The sequence below is a fragment of the Citrifermentans bemidjiense Bem genome (assembly GCF_000020725.1).
GTDB lineage: Bacteria > Desulfobacterota > Desulfuromonadia > Geobacterales > Geobacteraceae > Geomonas > Geomonas bemidjiensis.
Window position 1 is genome coordinate 1,589,660 of sequence record NC_011146.1, and the last position, 25,142, is coordinate 1,614,801.

General features: G+C 60.2%; 26 protein-coding genes. 18 read left to right on the forward strand and 8 right to left on the reverse strand.

Annotated features, from left to right (window positions below; all coding sequences use genetic code 11):
- Positions 1-518: 518 nt before the first annotated feature.
- The 6 genes from GBEM_RS06910 to GBEM_RS06935 all read left to right on the forward strand — a co-directional run bounded on the left by GBEM_RS06910 (position 519) and on the right by GBEM_RS06935 (position 7,265).
- Positions 519-887: a rhodanese-like domain-containing protein gene (locus GBEM_RS06910; RefSeq protein WP_012529805.1), complete on the forward strand. Its 369-nt coding sequence runs from the start codon at positions 519-521 to the stop codon at positions 885-887.
- Between the two features lie 238 nt (positions 888-1,125).
- Positions 1,126-2,532 (forward strand): OmpA family protein, encoded by a 1,407-nt coding sequence (locus GBEM_RS06915; RefSeq protein WP_012529806.1) that lies wholly within the window; start codon positions 1,126-1,128, stop codon positions 2,530-2,532.
- Positions 2,533-2,668: 136 nt separating this feature from the next.
- A complete protein-coding gene (locus GBEM_RS06920; protein ID WP_012529807.1) occupies positions 2,669-2,866 on the forward strand; it encodes a hypothetical protein in 198 nt (65 codons plus the stop codon).
- 18 nt (positions 2,867-2,884) lie between these two features.
- Positions 2,885-3,880 carry an aldo/keto reductase gene (locus tag GBEM_RS06925; protein WP_012529808.1) on the forward strand — a complete coding sequence of 332 codons (996 nt, stop codon included), beginning with the start codon at positions 2,885-2,887 and terminating at the stop codon, positions 3,878-3,880.
- A gap of 115 nt (positions 3,881-3,995) precedes the next feature.
- Entirely contained in the window at positions 3,996-6,131 is a 2,136-nt protein-coding gene (gene tkt, locus GBEM_RS06930) for a transketolase (protein WP_012529809.1), read from the forward strand.
- A gap of 9 nt (positions 6,132-6,140) precedes the next feature.
- Complete coding sequence (locus tag GBEM_RS06935) at positions 6,141-7,265, forward strand: transaldolase family protein (RefSeq protein ID WP_012529810.1); 1,125 nt, start codon at positions 6,141-6,143, stop codon at positions 7,263-7,265.
- A 14-nt stretch (positions 7,266-7,279) separates the two neighbouring features.
- Here the strand turns inward: GBEM_RS06935 and GBEM_RS06940 are convergent, their stop codons facing one another.
- The 3 genes from GBEM_RS06940 to GBEM_RS06950 all read right to left on the reverse strand — a co-directional run bounded on the left by GBEM_RS06940 (position 7,280) and on the right by GBEM_RS06950 (position 11,956).
- Positions 7,280-8,137 carry a hypothetical protein gene (locus GBEM_RS06940; RefSeq protein ID WP_012529811.1) on the reverse strand — a complete coding sequence of 286 codons (858 nt, stop codon included), beginning with the start codon at positions 8,135-8,137 and terminating at the stop codon, positions 7,280-7,282.
- A 624-nt stretch (positions 8,138-8,761) separates the two neighbouring features.
- Positions 8,762-9,358, reverse strand: a complete 597-nt coding sequence (locus GBEM_RS06945) for a chemotaxis protein CheD (protein WP_041263076.1) — start codon at positions 9,356-9,358, stop codon at positions 8,762-8,764.
- A gap of 51 nt (positions 9,359-9,409) precedes the next feature.
- Positions 9,410-11,956, reverse strand: a complete 2,547-nt coding sequence (locus GBEM_RS06950; RefSeq protein ID WP_012529813.1) for a hybrid sensor histidine kinase/response regulator — start codon at positions 11,954-11,956, stop codon at positions 9,410-9,412.
- A gap of 267 nt (positions 11,957-12,223) precedes the next feature.
- Here GBEM_RS06950 and GBEM_RS06955 point away from each other — a divergent pair, with 267 nt between their 5' ends.
- Genes GBEM_RS06955 through GBEM_RS06965 form a run of 3 tightly spaced genes read left to right on the forward strand, consistent with a single transcriptional unit; the run spans position 12,224 to position 13,499 of the window.
- The gene (locus tag GBEM_RS06955; RefSeq protein WP_012529814.1) at positions 12,224-12,670 is read left to right on the forward strand and encodes a phage holin family protein; all 447 of its coding nucleotides are present in this window, start codon (positions 12,224-12,226) and stop codon (positions 12,668-12,670) included.
- A complete protein-coding gene (locus GBEM_RS06960) occupies positions 12,589-13,176 on the forward strand; it encodes a hypothetical protein (protein WP_012529815.1) in 588 nt (195 codons plus the stop codon). Before GBEM_RS06955 ends, GBEM_RS06960 begins: the two co-directional genes overlap by 82 nt.
- A gap of 50 nt (positions 13,177-13,226) precedes the next feature.
- A complete protein-coding gene (locus GBEM_RS06965; RefSeq protein WP_012529816.1) occupies positions 13,227-13,499 on the forward strand; it encodes a YtxH domain-containing protein in 273 nt (90 codons plus the stop codon).
- Positions 13,500-13,573: 74 nt separating this feature from the next.
- On the opposite strand, the gene GBEM_RS06970 is transcribed toward GBEM_RS06965, so the two are convergent.
- From GBEM_RS06970 to GBEM_RS06985, 4 genes are all read right to left on the reverse strand, one after another.
- On the reverse strand, positions 13,574-14,482 hold the full coding sequence (locus GBEM_RS06970; RefSeq protein ID WP_012529817.1) for an AEC family transporter: 909 nt from the start codon (positions 14,480-14,482) through the stop codon (positions 13,574-13,576).
- 17 nt (positions 14,483-14,499) lie between these two features.
- Positions 14,500-14,811 (reverse strand): AzlD family protein, encoded by a 312-nt coding sequence (locus GBEM_RS06975; RefSeq protein ID WP_012529818.1) that lies wholly within the window; start codon positions 14,809-14,811, stop codon positions 14,500-14,502.
- Positions 14,795-15,505 (reverse strand): AzlC family ABC transporter permease, encoded by a 711-nt coding sequence (locus tag GBEM_RS06980; RefSeq protein WP_012529819.1) that lies wholly within the window; start codon positions 15,503-15,505, stop codon positions 14,795-14,797. The genes GBEM_RS06975 and GBEM_RS06980 overlap by 17 nt, the downstream gene beginning before the upstream one ends.
- Positions 15,506-15,797: 292 nt before the next feature.
- Positions 15,798-15,977 (reverse strand): hypothetical protein, encoded by a 180-nt coding sequence (locus GBEM_RS06985; protein ID WP_012529820.1) that lies wholly within the window; start codon positions 15,975-15,977, stop codon positions 15,798-15,800.
- A gap of 326 nt (positions 15,978-16,303) precedes the next feature.
- On the opposite strand from GBEM_RS06985, the gene GBEM_RS06990 reads away from it, so the two are divergent.
- From GBEM_RS06990 to GBEM_RS07025, 8 genes are all read left to right on the forward strand, one after another.
- Positions 16,304-16,504 (forward strand): cold-shock protein, encoded by a 201-nt coding sequence (locus GBEM_RS06990; protein WP_012529821.1) that lies wholly within the window; start codon positions 16,304-16,306, stop codon positions 16,502-16,504.
- Positions 16,505-16,796: 292 nt separating this feature from the next.
- Entirely contained in the window at positions 16,797-17,066 is a 270-nt protein-coding gene (locus GBEM_RS06995; protein ID WP_012529822.1) for a DUF3553 domain-containing protein, read from the forward strand.
- 224 nt (positions 17,067-17,290) lie between these two features.
- On the forward strand, positions 17,291-17,905 hold the full coding sequence (locus GBEM_RS07000; RefSeq protein WP_012529824.1) for a hypothetical protein: 615 nt from the start codon (positions 17,291-17,293) through the stop codon (positions 17,903-17,905).
- Between the two features lie 594 nt (positions 17,906-18,499).
- Positions 18,500-18,634 carry an entericidin A/B family lipoprotein gene (locus GBEM_RS07005; RefSeq protein WP_012529825.1) on the forward strand — a complete coding sequence of 45 codons (135 nt, stop codon included), beginning with the start codon at positions 18,500-18,502 and terminating at the stop codon, positions 18,632-18,634.
- A gap of 185 nt (positions 18,635-18,819) precedes the next feature.
- Positions 18,820-19,536 carry an ABC transporter ATP-binding protein gene (locus tag GBEM_RS07010; protein WP_012529826.1) on the forward strand — a complete coding sequence of 239 codons (717 nt, stop codon included), beginning with the start codon at positions 18,820-18,822 and terminating at the stop codon, positions 19,534-19,536.
- Entirely contained in the window at positions 19,533-20,465 is a 933-nt protein-coding gene (locus GBEM_RS07015) for an efflux RND transporter periplasmic adaptor subunit (RefSeq protein ID WP_012529827.1), read from the forward strand. The genes GBEM_RS07010 and GBEM_RS07015 overlap by 4 nt, the downstream gene beginning before the upstream one ends.
- Positions 20,405-21,913: an efflux transporter outer membrane subunit gene (locus GBEM_RS07020; RefSeq protein WP_083770220.1), complete on the forward strand. Its 1,509-nt coding sequence runs from the start codon at positions 20,405-20,407 to the stop codon at positions 21,911-21,913. The genes GBEM_RS07015 and GBEM_RS07020 overlap by 61 nt, the downstream gene beginning before the upstream one ends.
- Complete coding sequence (locus GBEM_RS07025; protein ID WP_201764288.1) at positions 21,906-23,108, forward strand: ABC transporter permease; 1,203 nt, start codon at positions 21,906-21,908, stop codon at positions 23,106-23,108. Before GBEM_RS07020 ends, GBEM_RS07025 begins: the two co-directional genes overlap by 8 nt.
- 21 nt (positions 23,109-23,129) lie before the next feature.
- On the opposite strand, the gene GBEM_RS07030 is transcribed toward GBEM_RS07025, so the two are convergent.
- On the reverse strand, positions 23,130-24,227 hold the full coding sequence (locus GBEM_RS07030) for a GTP pyrophosphokinase (RefSeq protein ID WP_012529830.1): 1,098 nt from the start codon (positions 24,225-24,227) through the stop codon (positions 23,130-23,132).
- 453 nt (positions 24,228-24,680) lie between these two features.
- On the opposite strand from GBEM_RS07030, the gene GBEM_RS07035 reads away from it, so the two are divergent.
- A complete protein-coding gene (locus GBEM_RS07035; RefSeq protein WP_012529831.1) occupies positions 24,681-25,136 on the forward strand; it encodes a DUF2318 domain-containing protein in 456 nt (151 codons plus the stop codon).
- Positions 25,137-25,142: the final 6 nt, after the last annotated feature.

A 25,142-nucleotide genomic window follows, 5' to 3' on the forward strand; every position in this document is an offset into this window, starting at 1 on the left:
GCATCGAGATTGTCTGACTGAACGATGTGAATTGTCATCCAACCGCGGCAGATATCACTCTCTGGCTTGACATTAAATTTCTTTAAGATATTTTTGTTGGGTGCTGCGGCACGAGGCAGGGAAAATTTAACGCCTCAGTCAGAGCACGTTCTATCAACACTGTATCGCTCCCTTCACATTATCACAGAGACAATGGCGCTTGTGACGCCAAAGGCTACCGCGACAAGGTGGAGCGGCAGGATCTGTCAAGGAGGCACGCGATGCCAGAGACCCAGGCACAACCGCAGACGCAGCCGCAAACACAACCGCAGACGCAAACACAGACGCAAACACAGGCACAGACACAGCCACCCGTTCATGTTGTCAAATCGCATTCTTTTGGAACATTCGCCCTAGGCCTCACATTCTTAATCGTCCTGGCAATCTTCTGCGTGGTTTATCTCAGCATCAGGCGCAAAAGAGGGCCAAAGCACGTGGACGAAAAAGCGGGGGATGAGGGAGAGGACTAGGAGGGACGGATGGAGCGCGATCTGGCGGTCAGCACGGAGTGGGTTCGGGAGCTGATCAAGGCGGACGAGCCGCTGTTTTTTATCGAATTGCGGCATGCAGGCGACGCCGACTTCACCCTGCGAAAGGTGCGCGGAGCCCTGCTGTTGACGGATGACGAGGCGCGCAGGCACCTGCCGGAGATACCTGACGGGCGCACCGTTGTGATCTGCTGCGCCACGCCGGGGGACGAACCTGCGCTGGAACTGGCGCGGACCCTCACGGAGCGCGGTCTCCGTGCCTGCGCCCTGTCGGGGGGGCTCAAGGCCTACCTCAGTGCCGGATTGCCTGTCGAGGAGGTCGGGCAGGGGAGGGAGATGACCCGAGTGCGCGGCCTTTAGTAATGAATAGAAATATTAGTTGCCGCTCATGTAGTGTTGACACCTCATGGATTACGTATATATTAGTATCCGTTAATTTTAGAAAGGGGTGCAGGGCGCCGCAACCCACGGAACTGCTTAAAGGAATTGCCAGCCGCCGGTCCGGCAGGCCGGAAACCGAAACCGGGTCCGCCATAATGGCGGGACTCCAATTTACCGGAAGGATCAGGAGATCTTTCCGAACCAAGGAGGAAACAGGATGAAAAAACTCACCAGCATTATCTGTCTAATGGCCTTGGCCGTGATGGCGCTAGCCAGCATCGCGCAGGCCGGGGAAAGAGCGGGGGCGTTTTCCATCTCCCCCTTTGTCGGCGGCTACGGGTTCGATGACGACCGCCAAGCCTATTTCAAGCAGAACCGCCCGTTAGGCGGCTTGCGATTGGGTTACGACTTCACCGATCACTTCGCGGCGGAACTGGTCGGTACTTACATGAAGGCTGAGTACAAGGCAACCAAACACAACGTCGGCGTCTACTCGTACCGCCTCGACCTCGTCTACAACATCCTCGCTGACTCTCAGGTCGTTCCCTATCTAGCATTCGGCGGCGGTGGGACCACCATCAGGGACGAACGCGGCAACTCCCATGATGGCACCGCCGAAGCGGGCGGCGGCGTCAAGTTCTTCATGACCGACAACGTGGCCCTCAGGGCAGACGGGCGCTATCTCGTCGATTTCATGTCCAACCACCTGAGTCGCGGCCGTGACCTTGCCCGTAACTGGGAATACTCCCTCGGCTTGACCTTCCTGTTCGGCGGCAGGGAGCGCGCTGCGGCTCCCGCCGAGACCGTTGCCACTCCAGTCGAGCAGCCCGCTGCGGTTACCCCTGCCCCCGAGCCCCCGCTTGAGGTTCCGGCAGCCGAGCCGACCCCTGATCACTACAAGTATTGCATCACCCTGCATGGTGAGTTCGACATCGACAAGGCCATCATCCGCCCTGAATACAAGGAGGAGATCGCCCAGGTCGGCAACTTCATGAAAAAGTACCCGACCACCACGGCCGTCATCGAAGGGCACACCGATAACGTCGGCTCCTACAATCACAACCAGGATCTCTCCCAGCGCCGCGCCGAGGCGGTGGTGAACTACCTGGTCGAGCAGTACGGGATCGAGCGTTCCCGTCTTTCCGCCAAGGGGTACGGTTTCACCCGCCCCATCGCCGACAACGCGACCGACGAGGGTAAACAGAAAAACCGCCGCATCGAGGCGATCATCGACTGCGCCTTCGACGTGCAGCAGGTTACTCCGCCGGACAGGCTCTGCATGGCGCTGGTGCTGGATTTCGATGCCGGCAAGGCGGACGTGAAGTCGCAGTACCGCAACGAGATCGCCAAGGTGGCTGACTACATGAAGCGCTACAACACCACCACCGCCGTGATCGAGGGGCATACCGACAACACCGGCTCCCCCGAAAAGAACATGAAGCTCTCGCAGCAGCGCGCCCAGAACGTGGTCAACTACCTGGTGGACAACTTCGGCATCGAGCGCTCCCGCCTTTCCGCCAAGGGGTACGGCGCGACCCGCCGCATCAGCTACAACAACACGCCCGAAGGGCGCCAGAAAAACCGCAGGATCAACGCGGTCATCGACTGCGTCGTCACGAAGTAGCCGCAGACCAGGTGCAACCGGGTAGTCGGCAGCACCCTGGCCTCTGGCAACGGTAACCACGGTGCCACGAAAATAGCCCATAGACGATATGGGCTATTTTTGTTGGCGCCGTGCCCCTGCAACTGGAGGTAGAGAGATGAAAAAAGCTAAGTTGACCCTGCCGCAGCTGTCGGCAATAGCGGTGACGAGAGTGGTCCTTGGAGCGGGGCTTGGGCTGCTGTTTGCCGACCGGTTCAGCCCCAGGGGGCGCAGGGCGGCAGGGTGGGGCCTGTTCATGGCGGGAGTCGCCAGCACCATCCCGCTGGTGAGACTGGTATTGGACAAAAGGTGCTAGTAAGGTCAGGAGGCGGATATGCACAAACGGAAACTGGGGCAGCAGGGACTCGAAGTTTCGGCGCTGGGGCTTGGCTGCATGGGGATGTCCTATGTCTACGGGCACAGGGACGACGCTGCATCGATCAACGTCCTGCGCCGGGCGGTGGAGCTGGGAATTACCTTCTGGGATACCGCCGAGGTCTACGGTCCCTTCTGCAACGAGCAGCTTTTGGGGCGCGTGCTGAAGGAGGTGCCGCGCCAGCGGCTGGTTCTGGCCACCAAGTTTGCCTGGAGGTTCGGCCCCCACGGCCGGGAGATCGGCCTGGACAGCAGCCCCGCCCAGGTGCGCCGCGCCATCGACGGTTCACTCAAGAGGCTCGGTACCGACTACATCGACCTCTACTACCAGCATCGCCTCGACCCCGCCGTCCCGATCGAGGAGACGGTAGGCGCGCTGGCAGAACTGGTGCAACAGGGAAAGGTCCGCTACATAGGCCTTTCCGAAGTGGGGCCGGGCATCGTGCGTCGGGCGCATGCGGTGCATCCGCTGAGCGCGGTACAGTCCGAGTTTTCCCTGTGGGAGCGGGGGGTGGAGGACAAGCTTCTGCCGGTGCTGCGGGAGCTGGGGATCGGGTTCGTCGCCTACAGCCCGATGGGGCGCGGGTTCCTGGCGGGCAAGATCAGGACCCCTGAAGACCTTGAGCCCTGCGACTGGCGCCGCAAGAACCCGCGCTTTCTGGCGGAGAACCTGAGCCACAACTTCAGGCTGGTTTCCATGGTGAACGACATCGCCCGCGCCCACGACGCGACCCCGGCCCAGGTGGCGCTTGCCTGGATACTGGGCCGCGGCGGCGACCTGGTCCCCATACCCGGCACCAAGCATCTGCGCTACCTGGAGGAAAACGCCCAGGCGGCGGGGCTGAAACTCTCCGAGGAGGTCTGGGCCGACCTGGACCGCTCCGTGGCCTGCTTCAAGGTGGCGGGAGAGCGCTACCAGGAGGAGGCACTGCGCTTCATCGACAGCACCGAGTAGCTCAACATGTCTTCATCTTTGCTCCATCACTTGCTATAGTGGCTCGGGGCGGCAGCGCCAGGGAAACACCTTGGCCCCCCCACAACCCCACAACTTCATGTGAAGGAGCAGCGCCATGACCATCGAATTAAATCCGGGCAGCGCCGGGAACCTGGACCAGCTCTGCATCAACACCTTGCGTTTCCTGGCGGTGGACGCCATCCAAGAAGCCAACAGTGGCCATCCCGGCATGCCGATGGGGGCAGCCCCCATGGCATACCTGCTCTGGACCCGATTCCTGAGGCACAATCCCGCCTCCCCGGGTTGGTTCGACCGGGACCGCTTCGTCCTCTCCGCGGGGCATGGCTCCATGCTGCTTTACTCCCTGCTGCACCTGACCGGCTACGACCTCCCCCTGTCGGAGCTGAAACGCTTCCGACAGTGGGGAAGCCGCACCCCCGGACACCCGGAGCGGGGGCTTACTCCGGGGGTAGAGCTGACCACCGGGCCTTTGGGGCAGGGGTTCGCCGGCGCCGTCGGCATGGCGATAGCAGAATCCCATCTTGCCGCCCGCTATAACCGGCCGGGGTTCACGCTCGTGGACCACTTCACCTACGCCCTTGTCGGTGACGGCGACCTCATGGAAGGGGTGGCGGCCGAGGCGGCCTCGCTTGCCGGGCACCTGCGCCTTGCAAAGCTCATCTGCCTATACGACGACAACCGCATCACGCTCGCCGCCGCAACCGATCTGAGCTTCACCGAGGACCGCGGCGCGCGCTTCAGGGCCTACGGCTGGCAGGTGCTCGAGGTTGCCGACGGCAACGATCCGGAGGCGATCGGGTGGGCCTTGGAGGAGGCGCGGGCGGAAAAAGAGCGCCCCTCCCTGGTCATGGTGCGCACCCGGATCGGGTTCGGCTCGCCGCAGAAACAGGACAGCTTCGAGGCGCACGGCGCACCCCTTGGGGTGGAGGAGGTGCGCCGCACCAAGGATGCGCTCGGATGGCCGCAGGAGCCGCAGTTCCACATCCCGCCCGAGGCGCTGGCGCGGTTTCGCGAGGCGCTGGTGAAAGGCGCCGTGGAGGAGCGGGCCTGGGAGTCGGTCATGGCGGGTTACGACGCGGCGTACCCGGCTGAGAGCGCCGAACTGACGCAGGTTCTGGCTGGGGAGCTGCCGCAGGGGTGGCAGGAGGCTCTGCCGGAATTCCCCGCCGACGCCAAGGGGATGGCGACGCGGGTAGCCTCGGCAAAGGTGCTGAACGCCTTGGCCCAGAGGGTGCCGCAACTTTTCGGCGGCTCCGCCGACTTGAACCCCTCGACGCTCACCGCGCTCGCCGGCAAGGGCGACTTCCAGCCCGAAAGCTTCGACCCGCTGGACAGGCAGGGGGCGGTGGGGGGGGCATGGGGGCGCGCCGGGGCGAACCTGCACTTCGGCGTCCGCGAGCACGCCATGGGGGCCATCCTGAACGGAATGGCGGCGCACGGCGGCACGCTTCCCTACGGCGCCACCTTCCTCACCTTCTCCGATTATCTCCGCCCCGTGCTCAGGCTGGCGGCGCTGTCGCGGCTCAAGGTGATCCACATCTTCACCCACGACTCCATAGCGCTGGGGGAGGACGGGCCGACCCACCAGCCGGTGGAACAGCTGGCTTCCCTGCGCGCCATCCCGCGCCTGGTGGTATTTAGGCCTGGGGACGCCAACGAGTGCGTTGAGGCCTGGCGCGCGGCGCTCCAGGTCGAGGGGCGGCCGGTGGCCCTCGTGCTCTCGCGCCAGGCGCTGCCCACTTTGGACCGTGGGGAGCTGGGCGCGGCGGCGGGGGTGCTCCGGGGAGGCTACGTCCTCGCCGAGGCGCGGCAGGGGGCGCCTCGCCTGATCCTCATCGCCACTGGATCCGAGCTTTCCCTGGCCCTGGCTGCGCGCAATTCGCTTGAGGAGCGCGGCCTCGCGGTCCGCGTCGTCTCTCTCCCCAGTTGGGAGCTCTTCGACGAGCAGCCGCAGGAGTACCGGGACTTCGTGCTGCCGCCTACGATGACGGCGCGGCTGGCGATCGAGGCGGGGGCGACCCAGGGATGGCACCGCTACCTGGGGTCGGGGGGGATAGTCTTGGGAGTCGACGATTTCGGGGCCTCTGCCCCGGGAGAGGTCGTCTTGAGGGAGTATGGTTTCACCGTGGACCATGTTTGTGGCATGGCGCTGCAATTGACAGGGGGCGCGGGCCCCGGCCTGGGCGCGGCGCCCGAAAAACCGCCGGAGGCACCCTCTCCGAAACCGTAGGAGCGAGACATGAGAGAAACGCCGCTTACCAACCTGGTGCAGTGCGGACAGAGCGTCTGGCTCGACGGCATCAGCCGTCCCATGCTGCTCTCCGGGGCCCTGATCTCGCTGGTCCAGGACGGGGTCAGCGGCGTCACCTCGAACCCGGCCCACCTTGAGCGGAGCATCGCCGCGGGCCACGATTATGACGCTGCCATCGCCCTCTTGGCACGGCAGGGGCAGGACGCGCAAGGGATCTACGAGACGCTGTCGACCGAGGATGTACGGCTGGCCGCCGACCTCCTGCATCCCCTGTACCTGCGGCTGGACCGCAGGGACGGTTTTGTAAGCCTTGCCCTTTCCCCGCACCTGGCGCATGACGGCGCCGCGATGCTCGCGCAGGCAAGGCGGCTTTGGGAGCTGGTCGACCGCCCCAACCTCCTGGTCGAGATCCCCGGCACCTGCCAGGGGGTAGCCGCCTTGCGCCAGTTGGTCCGGGAGGGGATCAACGTCAACGTGACCCTCGTTTTCGCCGTCTCCCGCTATCTGGCCGCGGCTGAGGCCTACCAGGACGGGCTCTCGGAGCGCGCCGCCCGCGGGCTTCCCCTAGCCGGAGTCGCCTCGGCGGCCACCCTCACCGTCGGCCGCATCGATGCCATGGTGGATCCGTTGCTTTCCAGGCTGGCGCAGAAGGAGGGAGGCGAGGCGAGGATGGCGGCGGCGCTAAAGGGTGAGGTGGGAGTAGCGTGCGCGAAGGTGTTTCGCAAGGTGAACCGCGAGATCCATTCCGGCGGTCGCTACCTGGCCCTTGCCGCGCAAGGGGCGAGGCAGCAGCGGCTGGTTTTCGCCGGTGCCAGGACCGGGGGGGACGCTGCCGGCCTGAGGAACCGGGAAGGGCTGCTGGGCCCAGGGACCGTCGACGCCATGCCCCTGGAAGCCATCGCCGCCTACCGGGACCACGGAGAAAGGCCGGCGGGGCGCCTCGACGAGGGGGTGCAGGAGGCTCTGACCACACTGGAGCGGCTTCATGGCCTTGGGGTCGATCTGAACCAGTTGGCTCGGCGCCTTGAGGCCGAGGGGGTGGAGCGTTCTGCCCGCCCCTACGACGGCCTTTTGCGCAACATCGAGCTCAAGCGGATCGCAGCCCTCGGCTGAACCGCCGCGTACTTCTAATTCTCTTTCCCGTCCTGCTCTGGCGCAGCGATCATGGCCGCCAGTTTCCGGTAGCTGCCGTTCATCAAGGTTTTTCCCAGGTAGAGTGCCAGCGGGTTTATCCTGCAGTGCGCCGGCAGCGTCATCATCCGGCATCCCCTCATCATCTTGGCGCGGTCCAGGCTCTCCTTGCCGCTGGGAAACCCCCTGAAGAGCATGCGGGCGTCGCTGCGGCTCGCCTGCTCCCTCAGGACGTGCAGCATGAAATCGGTGACCTTCAACTGCTGGCTCAGGGAATCGGAAAAAAATACGTCCTCTATGATGAGATCCTCGACCTGGTAGGAGATGTCCACGGCGCTCAGCCTCTCCTGCCGGTACGCTCCCGTCACCTTCACCTTCGGGTTGCTGTAGATCGTCCTTGCCCACTGCGCGAAAAACCTTTCGGCGGTCCGCTCGCTCTTGTAGAAGTACTTGGTCCGCTCATAGAAAGAGCGGTAGACCGGGTACGCCTGCTCGATGAAGAGTTCGACATCGGTCAAGCGCTCGGCACGGAAGGACTCCATCGACTTGCGCACCACCCACCTCGACTTCTTGTCCATCCCCTCCAGTGCGTAGCCGGCAATGTCTTGGTAGAGAAAGAGGTTCATGTTGCTGTTCGCCGGCACTTGCTCCGGGACCAGATGCAGCACCCCCCCCACCAGTGACTGCGCGGGATAGTTGGCCACCCGGGGATTTACCCGGCTTAGCGGGAAGAGCGGCCTGAAAAAGAAGGGGCGCGCCTCAACCCACCAGGTATCCTTGATCTTCACCACGCGGTCGCCGTCATTTCGCTTAAAGGCCGCATATTCCTCTATGCTCATCCGTTCCCAGGTCATGCTCGTATCCCCTCGTCAGCGGCGCTGAAGCGCACGCCTTCATTCGAGATGATTGGTTCAGCTTAATAGACGGAAAATGCTACCATGCTTTCCCTCACCCTCAACTATGCTTTCCCGCTGGCACTTTTGTCCAAAAGCGTCCCTGAAAGGTATCTCCCCGGCCCAGCTCTTAGTTCACATTAGCACACAAACGTTAACATATGTCAATGATATGGCGTTACGCCAAAAAACGGCAGGAAAGTGCATAAATTTTCCAGGCTGGAAGCTAGCGCCAAGCTCAACGCGGCTTCGCTATACACAATTTGGTGGATAACGCTGTGGATAACTTTTGTCTGGTCGGCCATATCCCACCATGGATCATGTATTTTTACCGTTTTGCATATTAATTGTGCAGGTTTGCCGTCTCCCACAAGCTGACGGCAGCACCTTGCCGTAACGCGCTCAAATTGCATCTCAGGGAATCGTACTACAGGATTGCAGATCTTTTTGCCGCACCGTCCGTAGCAGGAAGCCATGGGGTGGAATGTTGTGGTGACCGTGCAGGAAGGTAGCTATCAAGAGGCGCTCAAGGCTGAGGCCGTTCGGCGAGGTGGGAGGGACGAGCAGCTGCCGGGCAGCGTACCATTACCAAAGGTCGATCTCGGTGAGGGCGGCTTGCTGCTGCTCGATCGCCGTTTGCCAGCAGTACCGGTCGCGCTTGGCCAGCTTGTCGCTGCGAAGCGAATCCACTTTCCTGCGGTGCACCGCGAAATCCCCGTTGGAGAAGTGGATCACCCGGCCGAAGTCTCCCCCCAGGTCCATGGCGTCGACCGGTATCGCCTCCTTCTCCAGGTACTGCAGGATGAACCTGCAGTTCACCTGTCCCACGCAGAAGAAGTTGTCGTGCGGCGAATCCGGGTTGATGATGGTGGCGCCGCCGAAGACCTTGGCCCGCAGCTCGTGACGGCAGGTGCCCTTCTTCATCATGGCGTTGATCAGCAGGTCCATGGCGTGGATCCCATAGCGCCCCGCGTCCGTGGTGTTCAACGGCAGATCCCTGGAGTAGCGGGGGTTGCTCAGCATGAAGTGGTTCATCCCGATCAGGCGCCGCCCGCGGTCATAGAGGCAGACGGCGATGCAGGAGCCGAGCAAAGTGGAGATCACCCCCGGCTTTGCCGTCACATAATATTCGCCAGGGGAGATGGTCACCCGCTCCCCTTTTTGATACTCTTCAATCTTCACGATCCTCACCCGGCCCTTTCCGTTCCTGTAGTCTTCGCCGCCATCACCGTCTCAGTTTCCCGCCAGTATCTGTCCGATTTTCTCTCCCAGTTCGCGAAGGTCCAGAGGTTTTTGGATGTACTGCATCCCCTGTTCCAGGATGCCGCGCTGCACCACGTCGTCAGAGGTGTAACCGGACATGAAGAGCACCTTCTGATCGGGGCGGGTCTGCTTGATCTTCGCTACCATCTCGCTGCCGTTCATCTCCGGCATCACCACGTCGGTCAGGATGAGGTCGAGGTTCAGTCCCGGGTCCTCGCAGATCGCGATCGCCTCCCGCGGGCCCGGCGCCTGGATCACGCTGAACCCCAGCTCCTCCAAAAGCTTCGTCGCCAGCCAGAGCAGCATCTCCTCGTCCTCGACGAGCAGTACCGTTCCCGACAGCGCCGGCGCCGCCTGCTCCTGGCCGGAAGCCCCATCGGCCTGGTCCGCCAGTCGCGGCAGGTTGATCCTGAACACGGTCCCCTGGCCCGGTTCGCTGTACACGTTGATGAAACCCCTGTTCTGGGTGACGATGCCGTAGACGGTCGCAAGCCCGAGCCCCGTCCCCTTGCCCAGTTCCTTGGTGGTGAAAAAAGGCTCGAAGATGTGCTCGACCGTCGCCTTGTCCATCCCCTGCCCGGTGTCGCTCACCGTCAGCTGCACGTAATCACCGGGATGCGCGTCGGGGTGGACGTGGCTGCAATCGCCGGTCAGGCGGAGGTTCCTGGTCTCTATGCTGAGCCTGCCGCCGTTGGGCATGGCGTCGCGGGCGTTCACCGCCAGGTTCATCAGGATCTGGTCCACCTGGGAAGGGTCGATAGAGACGAGCCAAAGCCCCGGGTCGGGAGTGAAAGAGAGGTTTATGTCCTCGCTGATCAGCCTGGCCAGGATCTTGTTGGACTCCCGGATCAGCTGGTTCAGGTCCAGCGGACGGGGCGAAACTACCTCCTTGCGCGAGAAGGCGAGGAGCTGCCGGGTGATCTCGCTGGAGCGCTTGGCGGCGTTGGTGATCACCTCCAGGTAGGCGTCTATCGGCTCGCCTTCCTCCAGCTTGCGTCTGCTCAATTCCGCGGCTCCCAGGATGACGCTCAGCATGTTGTTGAAGTCGTGCGCCACCCCCCCGGCCAGCCGCCCCACCGATTCCATCTTCTGCGACTGGCGGTACTGTTCCTCCAGGCGCTTGCGGTCCGTGATGTCGATGAAGGCGACGACTGCGCCCACCACCTTCCCCCCCTTCACCTGGGGATGGGACCAGTACTCGACCGGAAAGCTGCTACCGTCCGCGCGCCAGAAGACCTCGTCGTTCACGTGGCATCCCTGCTCCTCCCGCAAGGTCTGGTGCACCATGCACTCCTTTCGGGGCATCGGGGTGCCGTCGGGGTAGGAGTGGTGGATGATCTCGTGCATGTTGCGCCCCAGGTACTGCTCCGGGGAGTCGGCTCCCAGCATCCTGAGGCAGGCTTTGTTGCAGAAGGTGCAGTTTCCCTCAAGGTCTATGCCGTAGATCGCCTCCCCCGCTGAATCGAGCAAGAGGCGCAGTCTTTCTTCGCTTGCCCTAAGCGCCTCTTCCGCCTGCCAGCGTTCGTCGATCTGCTCCTCCAGAAGGACCGCCTGGTCCTGCAGATGCTCCTGCGCGGCCTTGCGCTCCCTGACCTCCTGCTCCAGCGTCATCGCCTGCTCTTTGAGCGCCTCCTCGACCCGCCTGCGCTCGTCCATCTCGCGCTTTAAGTTCCACAGGGTGTAGCCTAGCCCCGGGACCAGCGCCAGAGAGAGGAACTTCAAAATCATGAGGCGCCACTCGGAGCCGGTCTCATACCTCTCGATGCGCAGCACGACGCCGCTGTCCTCGGGGGTGATGAGCACCTCCTTGGACAGGTTTTTGTCCAGGGTCCCCTGGACTGGGTAGGACGCCAGCACCGAATCGTACCTGTCGACCAGGCTCAGGTGGTATAAGCGCGGACGGACCTGCGAGACCAGCTGTTCCAGCAGCTTTTCGCAGGAGTAGACCCCGGCGAACAGGCCCAAAAAGGTGTCGTCCCGGTAGACGGGAACCCATACTTCAAAGGAGGTCACTCCCTGTATGGCCTGGAAGGGGCTGGTGTAGACCGGCAGGCGCAGGTCCCTGGCGAGGCGTGAGGCGCGCTTGGGCTCCGGCAAGTCCACATGCAGCCCCAGTATCTGGCGGTTCTGGGCCAAAGGTGCCACGTCGCGGATGAACATGCCGGCGTCCACCCAGGTGATGTTGATCAGTTCCGGGTGTTCGTTGATGTAGCGGCTGGCCCGCTGTTGGAACAGGGGCCGGTCCAGTTTCCCTGCGGCCTGCTCCAGGGCGAGCATGCCCAGGTAGCTCTCGTTCCCATCCAGGGTGAGTTGCACCGTTCCGCCGATGGTTTTCGCCCTGGAACTCAGGTCGCTCTGCTTGCTCTTCCGGTTGTTCCCTTCGATGAACCAGATGATGACGGCGAACACCAGCAGCAAGGCGCCCAGCATCAATAAAGGGCTCAGCCACAGGCCAAGCGAGCGCGATTTGCTTTGGAAGGCGCTGCCGATTTTTGGATCTGGAGTTCTCTGTGACACTCTTTCCTCCAGTGGCAATTGCAAGACAGTGCTGTCTTAATCGGCAGATGGCGTAAAAAGTTGAGTGGATGTGCACAGATGCCGGTTCGCAGGAACAACTGTGATAGTAGCATCAAATACGGCTGGGACAAACCGGCCTCGAAGCCTGCATCGATCGCTCTCTCAATACAAGCCTTGCAATGCCCGGTGAAAACTTCTAACATTAAACTGTGCACAGAAATAACGCGGCTGTTGCTGGCCTGCTCTAGGTGACAAAAGGAGGCAGCCATGCCAGAAAAGGGTGAGAAATCGATAGGCGAACTGGTTTCTGAGTTGACGCAGGAAGTGCGCATGCTGTTCAGGCAGGAGATGGAGCTTTTCAGCGTCGAGATGAAAGGGAAAGCACTCCATGCTGCAAAAGACGCAGCCGCAATAGGCGTAGGCGGTGTTTTACTGTACTCGGGGTTGCTGGTGTTGCTGGCGGCGATCGTGCTGGGGCTGGCGACGGTAATGCCCGCCTGGGGCGCGGCGCTGCTGGTCGCTTTTGTCTGCATCGGGGCGGGGATAGCGCTGGTGCTCAAGGGGCAAAAGGATCTGGCGCACATGAAGGTGAAACCTGAACAGACGGCGGAAAGCGTGAAGGAGACGGCACAATGGGCGAAAACATTAAAATTAACGAGCAGTCATCGGCGGACAAGCTTCGGGAGCAGATCAGACATACGGAAAGCGATATAACCGAAACGGTGCAAACCATAGAGCAGAGGCTCTCGCCAAATCACCTGCGCCGGGAGGGGGTACGCAAGGCGAAAGGGCTCGCCTGGAGGGGCGTGGCCAAGGTGATGGAAGTGGTGCAGCAAAGGCCGCTTCAGCTGTCGCTTTTAGGTGCGACAGCAGCAGTGGTCATGATGAGAAGGAGCAGTAAGGGGCACAAAAAAGAGCAGGCGAAGCAGCTGGCCGTTGAGAGCACCGGCAGCGCCGCGACGGCGCTGGGGATGAGCGCGCTCGGCATACTGTTGCGCAGGGCGCTGGCAAAAAGAGGTATCATTCGGCAGCAGGCACGTCCGATAGGCGGGGTCGCACTGGCGGCCACTGCGGCAAAGGCGTTTTTAAGCGGTGCCCGGGACTCGAAGAAAAGCGGCACGACCCGCCCGGGCAGGAAGCAGGCGTGGCGCAGCTTGGCCAACGCTATAGGCGCGGCTCTCGGCACAAGCTGGTACAGCCACAGAGGGCACAGGATTTAACGAGCGGGTAGCAGACAAATCGGCGAAGAGAGATCGCCGGGGAGGTAGCCATGAGAAGGCATCATACGAGCACCACGGCCGAGGTGGTTAGCTTTTCAGCCGGGGCGTTGGTGGGAGCAGGGCTTGCACTTCTTTACGCCCCCAAAACCGGGCACGAAATGCGCGAGAAAGTATCCGATGTGACCGGTGACGCCATTGCGAAGATGAAAGGGATGACCGCCGAGGCACAGGAGAAGTTCAGCCAGAAAATGCAAAGAGGCCGTGAGTTCGCCGAGGAAAAAGCAGCCGAATTCTCAGAGTCCAAAGAGGAGCTCTACCACTGACATAGGGGCTGACCGCAACCGGGTCAGGCGAAGGGAAGGGGGACCGCTGAAAAGCGGCCCCCCTTTTTTCAGCTTCACGCCGCAAGCCTCGACAGCCAGAAGATCGCCGGTAGGGTAGCAAACGAAACTATTATGCCGATCCCGATCAGGGCCACTGCCAGATCGGGATCCATCCCGGCGACGACTGCCAGGGCGCCTGCGGTAACCATAGGAGGCATGGCCGCTTCCAGTATCGAGACGTCGACCACCATCCCGCTTATGCCGGCCAGCCGGCAAACAAGCAAGGCGGCCAGGGGAGCGATCAAAAGCTTGATGCCCAATCCGAATCCAAGCGGGGCGACTACCGTTGCCGGAAGCCTGAACCTCAGCTGCAGCCCTATGGCGGTCATGACGACTGGGACCAGGGTGGTTGCGACGCTCTCAAGGCACTGCACGAGTATTTTCGGATAGGGACAGAATCGGCAGGCAAGGCCGACGATCAGGGCCAGCGTGGGCGGGAACAGCAGGGCTTTTCTGGCCACAGCGGAGAGGTTCAGCGCGCCGTTTTTCCCGTACGCCGCAAGAATGAAGGAGCCGTAGGTTGCCATGATGACCATGGTGCCGATCTGGTCGTAGATGATCAGGTAGGGAAGCCCTGCCGGTCCGAAGAAAGCCTGTACCATCGGGATGCCGAGAAAAGAAGTGTTTCCCAGCGGCACGACCAGAAGCAGCACTCCGGTAACCGGCCGCTCCCAGTTCCAAAGTCTCGCCGCCAAAAGCACCAGAGAGGCGGAAAAAGCAAGCAACCCCCACGGAAGCGCCGCCGCAATGGCGATCTCTGGAGAAAAGACGATCTGCGGCACCTTGAGCAGTATCACCGCCGGCAGTGATACGTAAAGGGCGAAGATGTTGAGTACCTGGGCTGAATCTTTTGGAAAAAACCCGGTGCGGCGAAAGAGCATCCCCAAAAGGACAAAGGCCCCGATCATGGCGAAATTTTCCATCAGCGTGTCCCCGCCATTTACGGCGTCAACCTGCGGGCGGCGAAGATCACCGCCATTCCCAACACCATGGCCAAAAGCGTGTTGCGTGTCCGCAGCATGACGACAGCCGTCAACCCTGCGGCAACTACCCCCCATGCCCCTTCTGCCACGATCGAGGGAATTACCAGCGCGAACAAAAGCGACCCCGGCAAGGCGTCCATCCCCTGGCGAAAGCGCCCGGTCCGCGGAAAGCGCGCGGAAAGAAGCAGCCCACCCAGGCGCAAGGAGTAGGTGACCAGCGCGGCCAGTGTTATCGCCAGCACCGCCTGGGTGTCAACTTGCGGGAACATGCTCGCCCTCCTTCGAGGCCGGTGTCTTAGGCGCTGCCAGCATCGCTGTTATGGCGCCTCCCACCCCTCCGATGACGATATACCACTTCCCGGGCAGGAAATGGTGCGCGATAAGCGCCAGGGCGCCGGCCGCGAGCCAGGGGGGGATGTCCTTCTTCCCCTGGAATAAGCCTACTGCAAGCGCGGTGAATATGGCGGTAAAGGCGAAATCGAGCGCGTAGTATTCCGGATGGGAGACGAGCCCTCCCCCCATAAGCCCCGCCAGCGTTCCGCTGCACCAGCAGAGAAAGACCATCACGCCGCCTCCGAAGAGAAACCAGACGCTTGCCGTTCCCTTGCGCTGTTCGGTCATGGTGACGGCCCAGTTCTCGTCGGCGACAAGATGCATCAAAAAGACCTTGCACAGAAGGCTCCGTCCGCTGAAAAGCGGCCCCAGCGAAGCCCCCACCAGCAGGTAGCGCAGGTTTATCACCAGGACGGCAAAAGCCATCTCGATCACCGGCAGGTGCTTAGACCACATGTCCACCATGACGAACTGCGCCGAACCGGCGAAAACCGCCGAGTTCATCAACAGAAGATCGAGCCAGGAAAGTCCTTTTTGCGCGGCGAGCATCCCCAGCACGCTGCCGTAAGCCGCGACGCTCGCCGCTATCGGGACGTTGGCGCTGGCGCCCCTGTAGAAATCCGCCTTCATTTAAAATCTCCCTGTTCGCAATAGCAGATCCTGTCATGTCATGGAAAGGCAGGGATCCCCCCTCGACGTCGTTGGCCGGACCCATGGAACTCCCGCGAACGGTTTTACAAGTAGCGTATCCCGAAGGATTGCCAGGTAGGCAAGGGGATGTGAAACATACTATCGGGCGGGGCAGAATTCAAGAGCTGATTGGCAGATGTGAAAAAGACCCGACTCCGGCGCTGGTCGCTTCTGCGCCTCTTACCGTGGCGGTCCGGGTTGACCGAAGGAGTGGCAGGGCAAGTCGTTGGGGTCAGTGTGAAGTGGTAATCGGAAGGGGGATGTCATCTTCTTCAGCTGCCGGGACTTCATCGGAATCGTCCTGCGTCGAAGCAGTCTCCCTTTCCTGCTTGCGTTGCATCTTTTCGTCCTGCTTCTTTTTTCTATCCAGTTCTTTCTGGCGCTTTTGAAATTTGAAATTGGGCTTTGCCATATGATCTCCTCAAATGTATGAAGCGGGGCTATTGTCTATGACAAATGATGCAATAGCAAGTTGATTTGAAATTCCCTCATCTTTTTTGAAAAAACCGATTCCGTTTCTGTATGTTAAATGGCTGTTATCAATCATTAAATAAGATGCGCTATGAGCTTAGTAAAGCCCTTCCCGTGACTTGAAACTAAGGGGGTGCAGCTTTCAAAGCGCGCCAGGGAGGGTTTAACGATATTTAAATAGCTTGCTATGTAGATTCGAAGCTGTTACGATGAGATTCAATCTGGAACAACTCCGGGTAAATTCAGAAATTTTGGAGATATAAAGTAATGGCAAACGGAACTGTAAAATGGTTTAACGACAGCAAGGGTTTTGGTTTTCTCGAGCAGGAAAACGGCGACGATGTTTTCTGCCACTTCTCCGCTATCACTGGCGAAGGATTCAAATCCCTTGTTGAAGGCGACAGCGTCACCTTCGACGTAGTCAGGGGGCCGAAAGGTCTTCAGGCTGCCAACGTGACCAGGGTCTAGATTCAGCCACCTGGCAGGACCATTGGTTCCTGCACCGTCATACGGCTCACTAACGGACGAGGCCCCTGTCAATAAAACAGGGGCCTCGTCTTTTGTAGCGGTTCCCGTAGTCGTTCCTACCTTTTAGCCTTGCTGTCACGGCCACTTCGAGCATCTCTTAGCAGCTACGGAACCATTTCCCGTCACGATAACGTTCGAACCCGCTTTCGACCTCGCAAGCCGCCGGCATGCGTATGGTAGCGATCCGGGTCATTCGAAGTAAACGTTGCTAACCAGGTAAGGGAGAATCGAGATGTCCATCAGAAGAGGAGACGTAGTCAGCCATTGCTCTGCAGTTGAATGGGGGGTCGGAAAAGTGGTCGAGGTCAGCGATTACCGCGTATCTATCCACTTCAACGACGGGACCACCCGCAAGATCGCCAGCACCCATTTTGCCAGCCTGGTGCCGGCCGAGCCCGGTTCGTATATTGCGGCCAATCCGGTGGTCGAAAAAGATGGGATCAAGGCCAAGGCTCCGCGCAAAAAGGCTGTTACCGCCAAGCAGGCGGCCGGCGCCAAATAACCCGACCTAAAACACGATGACAAGGGGGCAGCCTCTGGCATGACGCATTTGTCCTGCCAGTTGGCCGCCCCTTTTTTTTTCGCCCACGACAGGCGGGAGGGGGGGGGAGCCGCAAAGCGTTCTTCCTGGAGAGGAGTTGGAATTAGGGAAGAGCGAAAAAAATTTCTTGCCATCGGGGAAGGTGTTTGTAGTATTGGATCAACTTAATCAAGGAGGTGGTTCGCATGCCTGGAAATCATGATAGCCATTCCGAAGTGATTGCGAAATCCGCTGCGCTGACTGAGGTGTTCACCGAGGAAAAGTTCGCCTACATGCTGTCGCTGTGTCCCAATCCCGAGAGCTTGGGCACCGACCACAATCGGTACGAGGCGACTTACACCGCCTCGCTGAAAGGGGATCCGGAAAAGGTGAAGGCGTGCGAGGCGGAGCGCGTGGTCATGACCCAGAACCTCGCCATTCTCCACGGCATCGCCAAAGTCCTTTCGGTAAAAGATCCGACCGTGATGGAGAAACTTGGTTTCGGCAAACCTCCGGAGAAGGCCGCCATCGCTTCCCACATCATCGACTCTCCTCACGGATTCAAGGTCTTTTTCGATCCAAAAGGTAACCTGTTCGCTACGCTCGGCAAGGTTGAGGGCGCAAAGGGATATGAGCTTTGGGCTTGTGACGGCGACCCGAACGTCGAGTCCAACTGGAGACTTGTGCTATTCTCGCTTAACTGCAAAAAGATTCCGATAACCGGGTTGAACCGCACCAGGACCAACTGGCTTAAGATCAGGGGCATCCGAGGCAATATTACCGGCCCTTGGTCCTATTTGCAAAGCGTCAACCCTGCCTGAAGTTCTCCCCACCCCATGCCCCTTTGGAGATCGAGTCCAAAGGGCGTGTTTTTAGTTTCTCCGTCCGCGCTTCTCCTTCCTGAACCAAAGATAGCTTTTCCCGCGGAGATTATCACTTCATCCCCAAAAAAAAATGATTTTCGTGAGCCAAGCGTTTCTGTTTCAGTAAAAAACGTCATTTTCCCCGCTCAGATGTCACTTTCCTCTCGCAAAGTAACGCTTGGCAGAAAAAAACGTCGCTTTCTGCGTCCAAAGCATCACTTGGAACGAAAAAATATCACTTGAAGCAAAAAAACGTCACTTTTTGCGCCCAAAAGCATCACTTGGAGCAAATAAACATCACTTGGGCGTAAAAAATGATCACTTGGACGCAAAAAATGTCGTTTCGTGGGGGAATGTCACTCGCCGGAAAACAGCATCTGGCTAAAAAAAGTCCCGCATGCGCACTGAAAGTGTCGAAGCCATTGGGTTTCGGTCGGGGAGCGAATCAGGCAAGCGTTGCGGCATGATCCTTTTAAATTGTATAATGACCAATGGGATGAAGTTAATAATGTGACCGGCGTAGATAGCACGGAACGTCAAAAGGAGAAAGCTATGAAACGCAAAATTGCAGGTGCAATCGTTGTCCTGGCCTATATGGTGACCATGTCAGCCTGCCATACCGTGAAAGGTGTCGGCCAAGACATGCAAAGCGGCGGAAGATCCATAGAGAATTCGTCCGGGAAGTAGTTCCTAGCTGGTGTCAAGTCGAAGCTCGAATAAAGGGGGAGATCTGGTTTTGCCGACGGATCTCCCCCTTTTTCGTCGGAGGGTGAACCGATTTCGCAGCCATTCCTTTGCTGTTACCGTCTGCGGCTGAATGGGGTTTGCTGTAAACTTGTTCGGTTTGACAATCCAGTGAATGCGGGGGCGTCATGGATAGGTATGGTACCGTTGTCAATTGTAAAGGGGTGACAAAATCCTACGGTACCGGTGCTGCTCGTGTGCATGCATTGCGGGGCGTGGATCTTGAAATTCGCTACGGGGAAGTGCTTATGCTGGTCGGGCCTTCCGGCAGCGGTAAGACTACTCTTCTTTCACTGATATCCGGAATCCTCGATCCGGATGACGGGGAGTGTGCGGTTCTCGACCACGTGTACCGGGATTTCAGCGCGACCGAACGAGCCCGTTTCCGGGGCAGGGCCATCGGCTTTGTGTTTCAAGCGTTCAATCTACTGCCATCGCTTACTGCCGCGGAAAACGTCGCGGTGCCGATGCTGATCAACGGGATTTCGCGTAGGGACGCTGCCTTGAAAGCCCGGCGCATGTTGGATGCTATTGGCCTCGGCGGGAGAGTGGATGCGCTACCGGACCAACTGAGCGGTGGAGAGCAGCAGCGGGTGGCGGTAGCGCGTGCGTTGGTGCATGGCCCTAAAATTCTCCTTTGTGACGAGCCTACCAGCAACCTCGACCATGCCTCGGGGGACCACGTGATGGAGATGCTGCGTCGCGAGGCGCTCGCGCCGGACCGGGCAGTGGTTGTGGTGACACACGATATCCGCCTGTTCCGGTTTGCCGACCGCATCACCCATTTGGAAGACGGCATGCTCGTCGAGTCGAACCCGGGACGGACGCGGGAGACGTCACCGTGAGCCGCCGCTATCTTCTTCCCATCCTGGCAGCCGTCGGTCTGGCTATCGGAGTAGTCGCGGTCATCAGGGAAAATCGCACTTCGCAGCCCGCCCGCCCTGCTGTGCAGCCGGCTGCTGGACCCTTTACCTCTTTCGTCGCTGGTGCCGGCATCATCGAGCCGAGCAGCGGGAATGTCGCTGTCGGGACGCCGGTGCCGGGCATTGTAAAGAGGGTTTTCGTAAAATGGGGCGACTGGGTGAGGGCGGGGGAGCCTCTTTTACAGATCGACGACCGAGACCTGCGGGCCCGACTCCCCTCGGCTCTTGCCAGAAAAAAGGAGGCGGCAGCCCGGTTCGAGCAGGCCAGGGTTCAGCTAAGGATAGCGGACAGCGTGCCCGACCGCCGGGCGATAAGCCTGGAGGAGCTAGAGACACGTCGTGCTGCCGTCGCCATAGCCTCGGCGGCTTTGGAAGGAGCCCAAGCGGAGATCGAGCAACTCAAGGCGGAGACCAGCCGCCGCACCATCCGGGCGCCGGAACAGGGTCGAATCCTGCGGGTAGAGGTGCGACCGGGTGAATTCGCGCCAAGCGGCGCGCCCTCAACTCCGTTGCTGGAATTGGGCGACGACCGGCAGTTTCACGTACGCGTGGACGTCGACGAGCATGACGCCTGGCGGGTGCGAGCGGGTGCTGCTGCGGTTGCTTCGGTCCCAGGCAATCCAAATCTCCGCACCTCACTGCATTTCATGCGCATCGAACCGTCTCTGGTGCGCAAAACCTCGCTTACCGGCAGCAGCACCGAGCGTGTCGACACCAGGGTGCTGCAGGTCATCTACCGCTTCGACCCAGAGCGGTTGCCGGAAGTCTATATCGGCCAGCAGATGGACGTGTGGATACAGGTTGCGCCGGAAAGTGCAGGAAGTCGGGCGCCACGGGTCGGGAAGCCGTGACGGCGCTGCGCGGTCGCATCTTTGCCGCCGCACTCTGCCTCCTCCTTGCGGGGTGCGCGGTTTCGGCCGACTATCGGCCCCCGAGGCCGGACCTGCCGCCACGCTGGAGCATGGGGGAGGAAGCCGGTGCCCCGCTCGTGACGGCGGAAACCCCCTGGTGGACCGCATTCGGAGATCCCCTGCTCAACGCTTTGATCGATCGCGCTCTGCGGGCGAACCCGGATGTGAGGCTGGCTGAAGCACGGGTCCTGGAAGCACGGGCCCGCAGGGGAGCGGCAACGGGTTCCTTGGCCCCCTCGCTTGATGCCAGGGGCTCCTTTACCAGGGAAAGGGAGAGCAGGAACGCGCCCAACCCCGTGCTGGTGCGACCGGGCGGGGAGGTGGAGCCTCCAGGGACGGAGAACCTCTTCCAGGCCGGTTTCGATGCCAGTTGGGAACTCGACCTTTTCGGCGGCAAGCGTCGGGCGGTCGAGGCGGTGCAGGCCGATCTCGAGTCGGCGCTCTACGAGCGCGGGGGCGTCGTCCTTACTTTAGTCGCGGAGGTGTCGAGAAACTACTTCGAATTGCGGGGAATCCAAAGGCAAAGCCGTCTCGCAGCCACGAGCGTCGCCGTCCAGAGGGACAGCCTCGCCTTGCTTCGCGCGCGATTTGCCGCCGGGATGGCAACCGATCTCGAGGTCGTGCGGGCAGAGGCAGAGGTCGAGCGGAGAGCCTCGCTGCTACCATCGCTAGACTTTTCCTACCGGAAAGCGCTGCACCGTCTGGGCGTGCTCCTGGGCGAGGCCCCAGGTGCATTTGCCGGCGAACTGCAACCGGAAAGCATCATCCCCGTCCCCTCTGGCATGCCGCCTGTCGGGGCGCCATCGGATATCCTGCGCCAGCGGCCCGACTTGCGCAGGGCCGAGAGGCAGCTAGCCGCAGCGTCGGCCAGGGTGGGGGTCGCGAAAGCTGATCTCTACCCGAGGTTCGTCGTGTCGGGTTCTCTCGCCCTGGCTAGCGAGGAGTTTGGCGATTTCTCCGACCGCGGCAGCGTGTTGTGGTCGATCGGTCCCTCCATCATCTGGCCGATCTTCCAGCGCGGCAGGATCGTGGCCAGGATCGAGGTGCGCGACGCCCAAGAGCAGCAGGCATTGATCGCGTACCGGCGGGTGATCCTGGACGCCCTGGAGGATATGGAGAATGCCCTTGCCGGGTACCGGGATGAAGCGGACAGGCGCGCAGCTCTGATAAAGGCGGTGGACGCAGATAGGCGTAATGTCGTTTTCGCACGTGGGCGGTACCAGGGCGGGCTCACGGACTTCCGTGAGGTGCTCGTGGCTGAGAGCAACCTGTTACAGGCGCAAGGCGAGCTGGCTCAGAGCGAGACCAACCTTTTGCTCGCCCTGGTTGCTTTGTACAAGGCGCTAGGCGGGGGATGGAGCGTTCCAGCCGGGGAGGGGGGTGAGTGAAGTGATCTACGTTGCTCTCAAGATGCTCTTCGGCGACCGGGGAAAATTCGCCGGACTCGTCTTCGGTATCGCCTTCACATCGTTTCTAGTCACCTTCGCGGCCTCGTATTTTGCCGGTTTCATGACGAGGGGATTCGCGCTACTCACGGAGAACGGAACCGCAGACGTCTGGGTCATGGACCCTGCGGTGAGTTCGGTCGACCAGGCATGCAACATGCCGTGGTCCGCGCTGAACCGCGTGCGCAGCGTCGCCGGTGTGAAAGCCGTGGTGCCGCTCGCCTTGGGGACGGCGGAGGTGCGCTTTCCGAACGGGCGCTTCCAGCCCTTCCAGGTGATCGGAGTCGATGACGCTACCCTTGCCGGCGTGCCTCCCATAGGGAATGGCGTTTCTTCACGCCTGCTCCGCCAGCCCGATACCGTGGTAGTCGATCCCGGCGGTACCAGTGGAAAGCTGGCTACTCCTGGCAACTCCGCCGACCAGTGGCCGCACGACGGTCCGCATCTCGAAGTGCCGAGCAGGGAATTGCGGTCCGGCGATGATTTGCTGGTCAACGACCATCGCGTCGTCGTGGTGGGAGTGTCGCAGGGGGTGCCGCGTTTTCCGCCGCGGCCGCTGATCTATCTTACCCTCGGCAACGCCGAAAGGATCTTGCCGCCTGAGCGGCGCAGACTGACCTTTGTCCTTGCCAGCGCCGCACAGGCAGTAACCGCCCCGGAGTTGGCCCGGCGCATTCAGGAGGCGACAGGTTTCCGGGCCCGCACCTCGGCCGATTTCAAGGCGGATACGGTGCGCTGGCTCCTGGTCAATTCGGAAGACGTAGGCGACATTGCGGCCATGCTTTCTTTGGCGTTGTCGGTAGGTTTCGGTGTGACAGGGATTATGTTGTACATCTTCACCCAGGAGAACCTGCGGCAGTATGCGGTGCTGACCGCGATGGGGACTACGCCGCGGGTGCTGCTCCTGATGGTGTTTGCGCAGGCGGGGATATGCGCCTTGATCGGCACCGGGTTGGGTATCGGTTTGTGTGGTATTGCCGGCGAAGCGGCTGTCAGGGCAGGTTATCCGTTCAGAATGATGTGGTACACACCGCTGTTCGGCTCTGCCATGGTATTGGTCGTCAGTGTGGTAGCCGCTGCGCTCAGCGCGCGTCCGGTTTTAAAGCTGCGCGCGACCTCGGTCTTTGCCGCGCGCTAAGGGCCGGGAGGCGACCCGCGATTAAACTGAAGCCGGATTAACAAGCTGCTGCGTTGTCGGGTTTACCTTCAGCCATGCCGCGAAGCGCTCCCTGTTTCTTCTCGACAAGATCCGCTCGAATTTCTCCTGGTTATAGAGATAAAGACAATGCCTGATCGAGGTGTAGGCAGTGAAGGTACGGTTGGGGTTTTCTGCGATCACATGCTCGCTGTACTCCCTGACCACCTTCAGATTCTCGTTCAGGCACCGGTGCAGATCGGCCTTCTGCAAAGTGCCGTCCCGCTCCAGTATGTCCTGGACAAAATCGTCCACCTTTTGGTCATCGAAAGGGAAATCCCTGAAGAAATGCCCTGCTATGGGGAGGAAGTTGAAGACGTTCACCGTTTTTGTGGCGGCAGCTGCCGCCTGCCCTGACGCTTCCACTATGCCGTCGGCGGGCTCGATCTGAGTGACCGTCGCCTGCTGCATCAGGTCCGAAGTGGCGTTCCTGATCTCCTTGAATTCGCGGTCCGCCAGTTCGAAAAGGGCGGCGAGGACATTGATCCTGCGCTTCAGATCTACGGGGATCGATCTCTTGTACTTGATCTTGTGGTCCAGCATGCTCCAGGCGTCCTGGATCAGGGACCTGATCTGAACCTCGAAGCACATCTCCGCCGCCGGGAGGTGTTTGCAGGGGTAAGCGGCATCGGGATTCAGGGTCAGGTCCATGTGCAGACCTTTGTAGCCGAAGGAATCTTCCGTGCTTTCCACTGCAGAGGTTTTATCGGTAACGTTCAGTATCTTGAAGTGCCGCTGCAGCAATTCCGACACCACGGGAACTTCATCCTCGTAGAGACAGACGATCCTGACGCCTATCAAGTCGGATATGAAGTCACTGATGCTGTAGGGTTGTTCGTCGGCCTCCAACTTGCCCTGGTACTTACGCTGGAACTTCTTGATGCACTCATCTTTGTCCTTGACGCGCCCTTCTATTTTGGTGGCCTCACCTACATCGCTTTGCCTGATCAATGTCCTGACAATGCCGACGTAGGCATCCTTGGCCGCAGTCAACTGCTTGTGGTTCCTGTCGTAGTACTTCCTGAATAGTTCTTTTTCCTGCTCAAAATCCAGTGATGCCATGTTTCAGTTCCTCATCCGTCAAGCCTGCGCTTTCCACGCCAAAGGCCGCATCACTCTACCCTGTTATCAAGCCAATTGCGAGTGATAATGACTCGCTTAGAGATGCCCGGCAAACCCGGCGCCTAGCAAAAAGAGCGGTAGAGGGCTCTGGCACAGGCAGCTGCGTCCCTCGGCGTGCTGGCTTAAGGGAGCGAAAACAGGGTAAGTGATAGAGGTGTAAAGTTGGGAGTGGAGTGTAAAGAAAGCCGTCACGGGCAGAGGGGGATCAGGTTGGATCTCTGTAGATTATTCTCCTGCTTCTTTTGAATATTCTTCAGTGCCGTCTGCGCCGTTTAGCTTCTTTTCCCGACTTAAATCCTGAATTCGGATACTTAGAGGTAGCGACTCGTGCTGGCATGGTTGATGTAAGGTTTTGGGGGCCGCGAAAAAATAACGGGAATATAGGAGATCTTCATGTCAGGAACAAGAATGGGGCGTTTGGTACGTGGGACGATTGCTGCAGGTGCAGTGCTGGTGGGGTCTGTGGCTTTCTTCGGCTGCTCCAAAGTCGAGACGGCGAAGATCGAGGGCGGCGTCGTCACCATACCCGTTGCCAAAGTGACTGAGCAAGCGAAGTTCTACAAATACGTCGATAACGGGAAAGAGATCAGTTATTTCGTGGCCAAAGCCCCGGACGGAAGTTACAAAGCCGCTTTTAACGCCTGTGATTCCTGCTTTCGCGAAAAGAAAGGGTATGAACAGCAAGGCAGCGTGATGAACTGCATAAACTGCAACCAGAAGTTCGCCATCGACCGTCTTGGTCCCAACGCCACTGGCGGCTGCAACCCCGGTTATCTCCCGATAGAGGTCAAAGGCGATGCCATTACTATCCCGGAGAGCACCCTGAAGGGTGGGGCAAAATACTTCTAAATAATC

Coding starts and splice junctions, on each gene's coding strand:
- GBEM_RS06910 (WP_012529805.1), top strand. CDS start 519: ATGGAGCGCGATCTGGCGGTCAGCACGGAGTGGGTTCGGGAGCTGATC.
- GBEM_RS06915 (WP_012529806.1), top strand. CDS start 1,126: ATGAAAAAACTCACCAGCATTATCTGTCTAATGGCCTTGGCCGTGATG.
- GBEM_RS06920 (WP_012529807.1), top strand. CDS start 2,669: ATGAAAAAAGCTAAGTTGACCCTGCCGCAGCTGTCGGCAATAGCGGTG.
- GBEM_RS06925 (WP_012529808.1), top strand. CDS start 2,885: ATGCACAAACGGAAACTGGGGCAGCAGGGACTCGAAGTTTCGGCGCTG.
- tkt (WP_012529809.1), top strand. CDS start 3,996: ATGACCATCGAATTAAATCCGGGCAGCGCCGGGAACCTGGACCAGCTC.
- GBEM_RS06935 (WP_012529810.1), top strand. CDS start 6,141: ATGAGAGAAACGCCGCTTACCAACCTGGTGCAGTGCGGACAGAGCGTC.
- GBEM_RS06940 (WP_012529811.1), bottom strand. CDS start 8,137: ATGACCTGGGAACGGATGAGCATAGAGGAATATGCGGCCTTTAAGCGA.
- GBEM_RS06955 (WP_012529814.1), top strand. CDS start 12,224: ATGCCAGAAAAGGGTGAGAAATCGATAGGCGAACTGGTTTCTGAGTTG.
- GBEM_RS06960 (WP_012529815.1), top strand. CDS start 12,589: ATGGGCGAAAACATTAAAATTAACGAGCAGTCATCGGCGGACAAGCTT.
- GBEM_RS06965 (WP_012529816.1), top strand. CDS start 13,227: ATGAGAAGGCATCATACGAGCACCACGGCCGAGGTGGTTAGCTTTTCA.
- GBEM_RS06970 (WP_012529817.1), bottom strand. CDS start 14,482: ATGGAAAATTTCGCCATGATCGGGGCCTTTGTCCTTTTGGGGATGCTC.
- GBEM_RS06975 (WP_012529818.1), bottom strand. CDS start 14,811: ATGTTCCCGCAAGTTGACACCCAGGCGGTGCTGGCGATAACACTGGCC.
- GBEM_RS06980 (WP_012529819.1), bottom strand. CDS start 15,505: ATGAAGGCGGATTTCTACAGGGGCGCCAGCGCCAACGTCCCGATAGCG.
- GBEM_RS06985 (WP_012529820.1), bottom strand. CDS start 15,977: ATGGCAAAGCCCAATTTCAAATTTCAAAAGCGCCAGAAAGAACTGGAT.
- GBEM_RS06990 (WP_012529821.1), top strand. CDS start 16,304: ATGGCAAACGGAACTGTAAAATGGTTTAACGACAGCAAGGGTTTTGGT.
- GBEM_RS06995 (WP_012529822.1), top strand. CDS start 16,797: ATGTCCATCAGAAGAGGAGACGTAGTCAGCCATTGCTCTGCAGTTGAA.
- GBEM_RS07000 (WP_012529824.1), top strand. CDS start 17,291: ATGCCTGGAAATCATGATAGCCATTCCGAAGTGATTGCGAAATCCGCT.
- GBEM_RS07005 (WP_012529825.1), top strand. CDS start 18,500: ATGAAACGCAAAATTGCAGGTGCAATCGTTGTCCTGGCCTATATGGTG.
- GBEM_RS07010 (WP_012529826.1), top strand. CDS start 18,820: ATGGATAGGTATGGTACCGTTGTCAATTGTAAAGGGGTGACAAAATCC.
- GBEM_RS07030 (WP_012529830.1), bottom strand. CDS start 24,227: ATGGCATCACTGGATTTTGAGCAGGAAAAAGAACTATTCAGGAAGTAC.
- GBEM_RS07035 (WP_012529831.1), top strand. CDS start 24,681: ATGTCAGGAACAAGAATGGGGCGTTTGGTACGTGGGACGATTGCTGCA.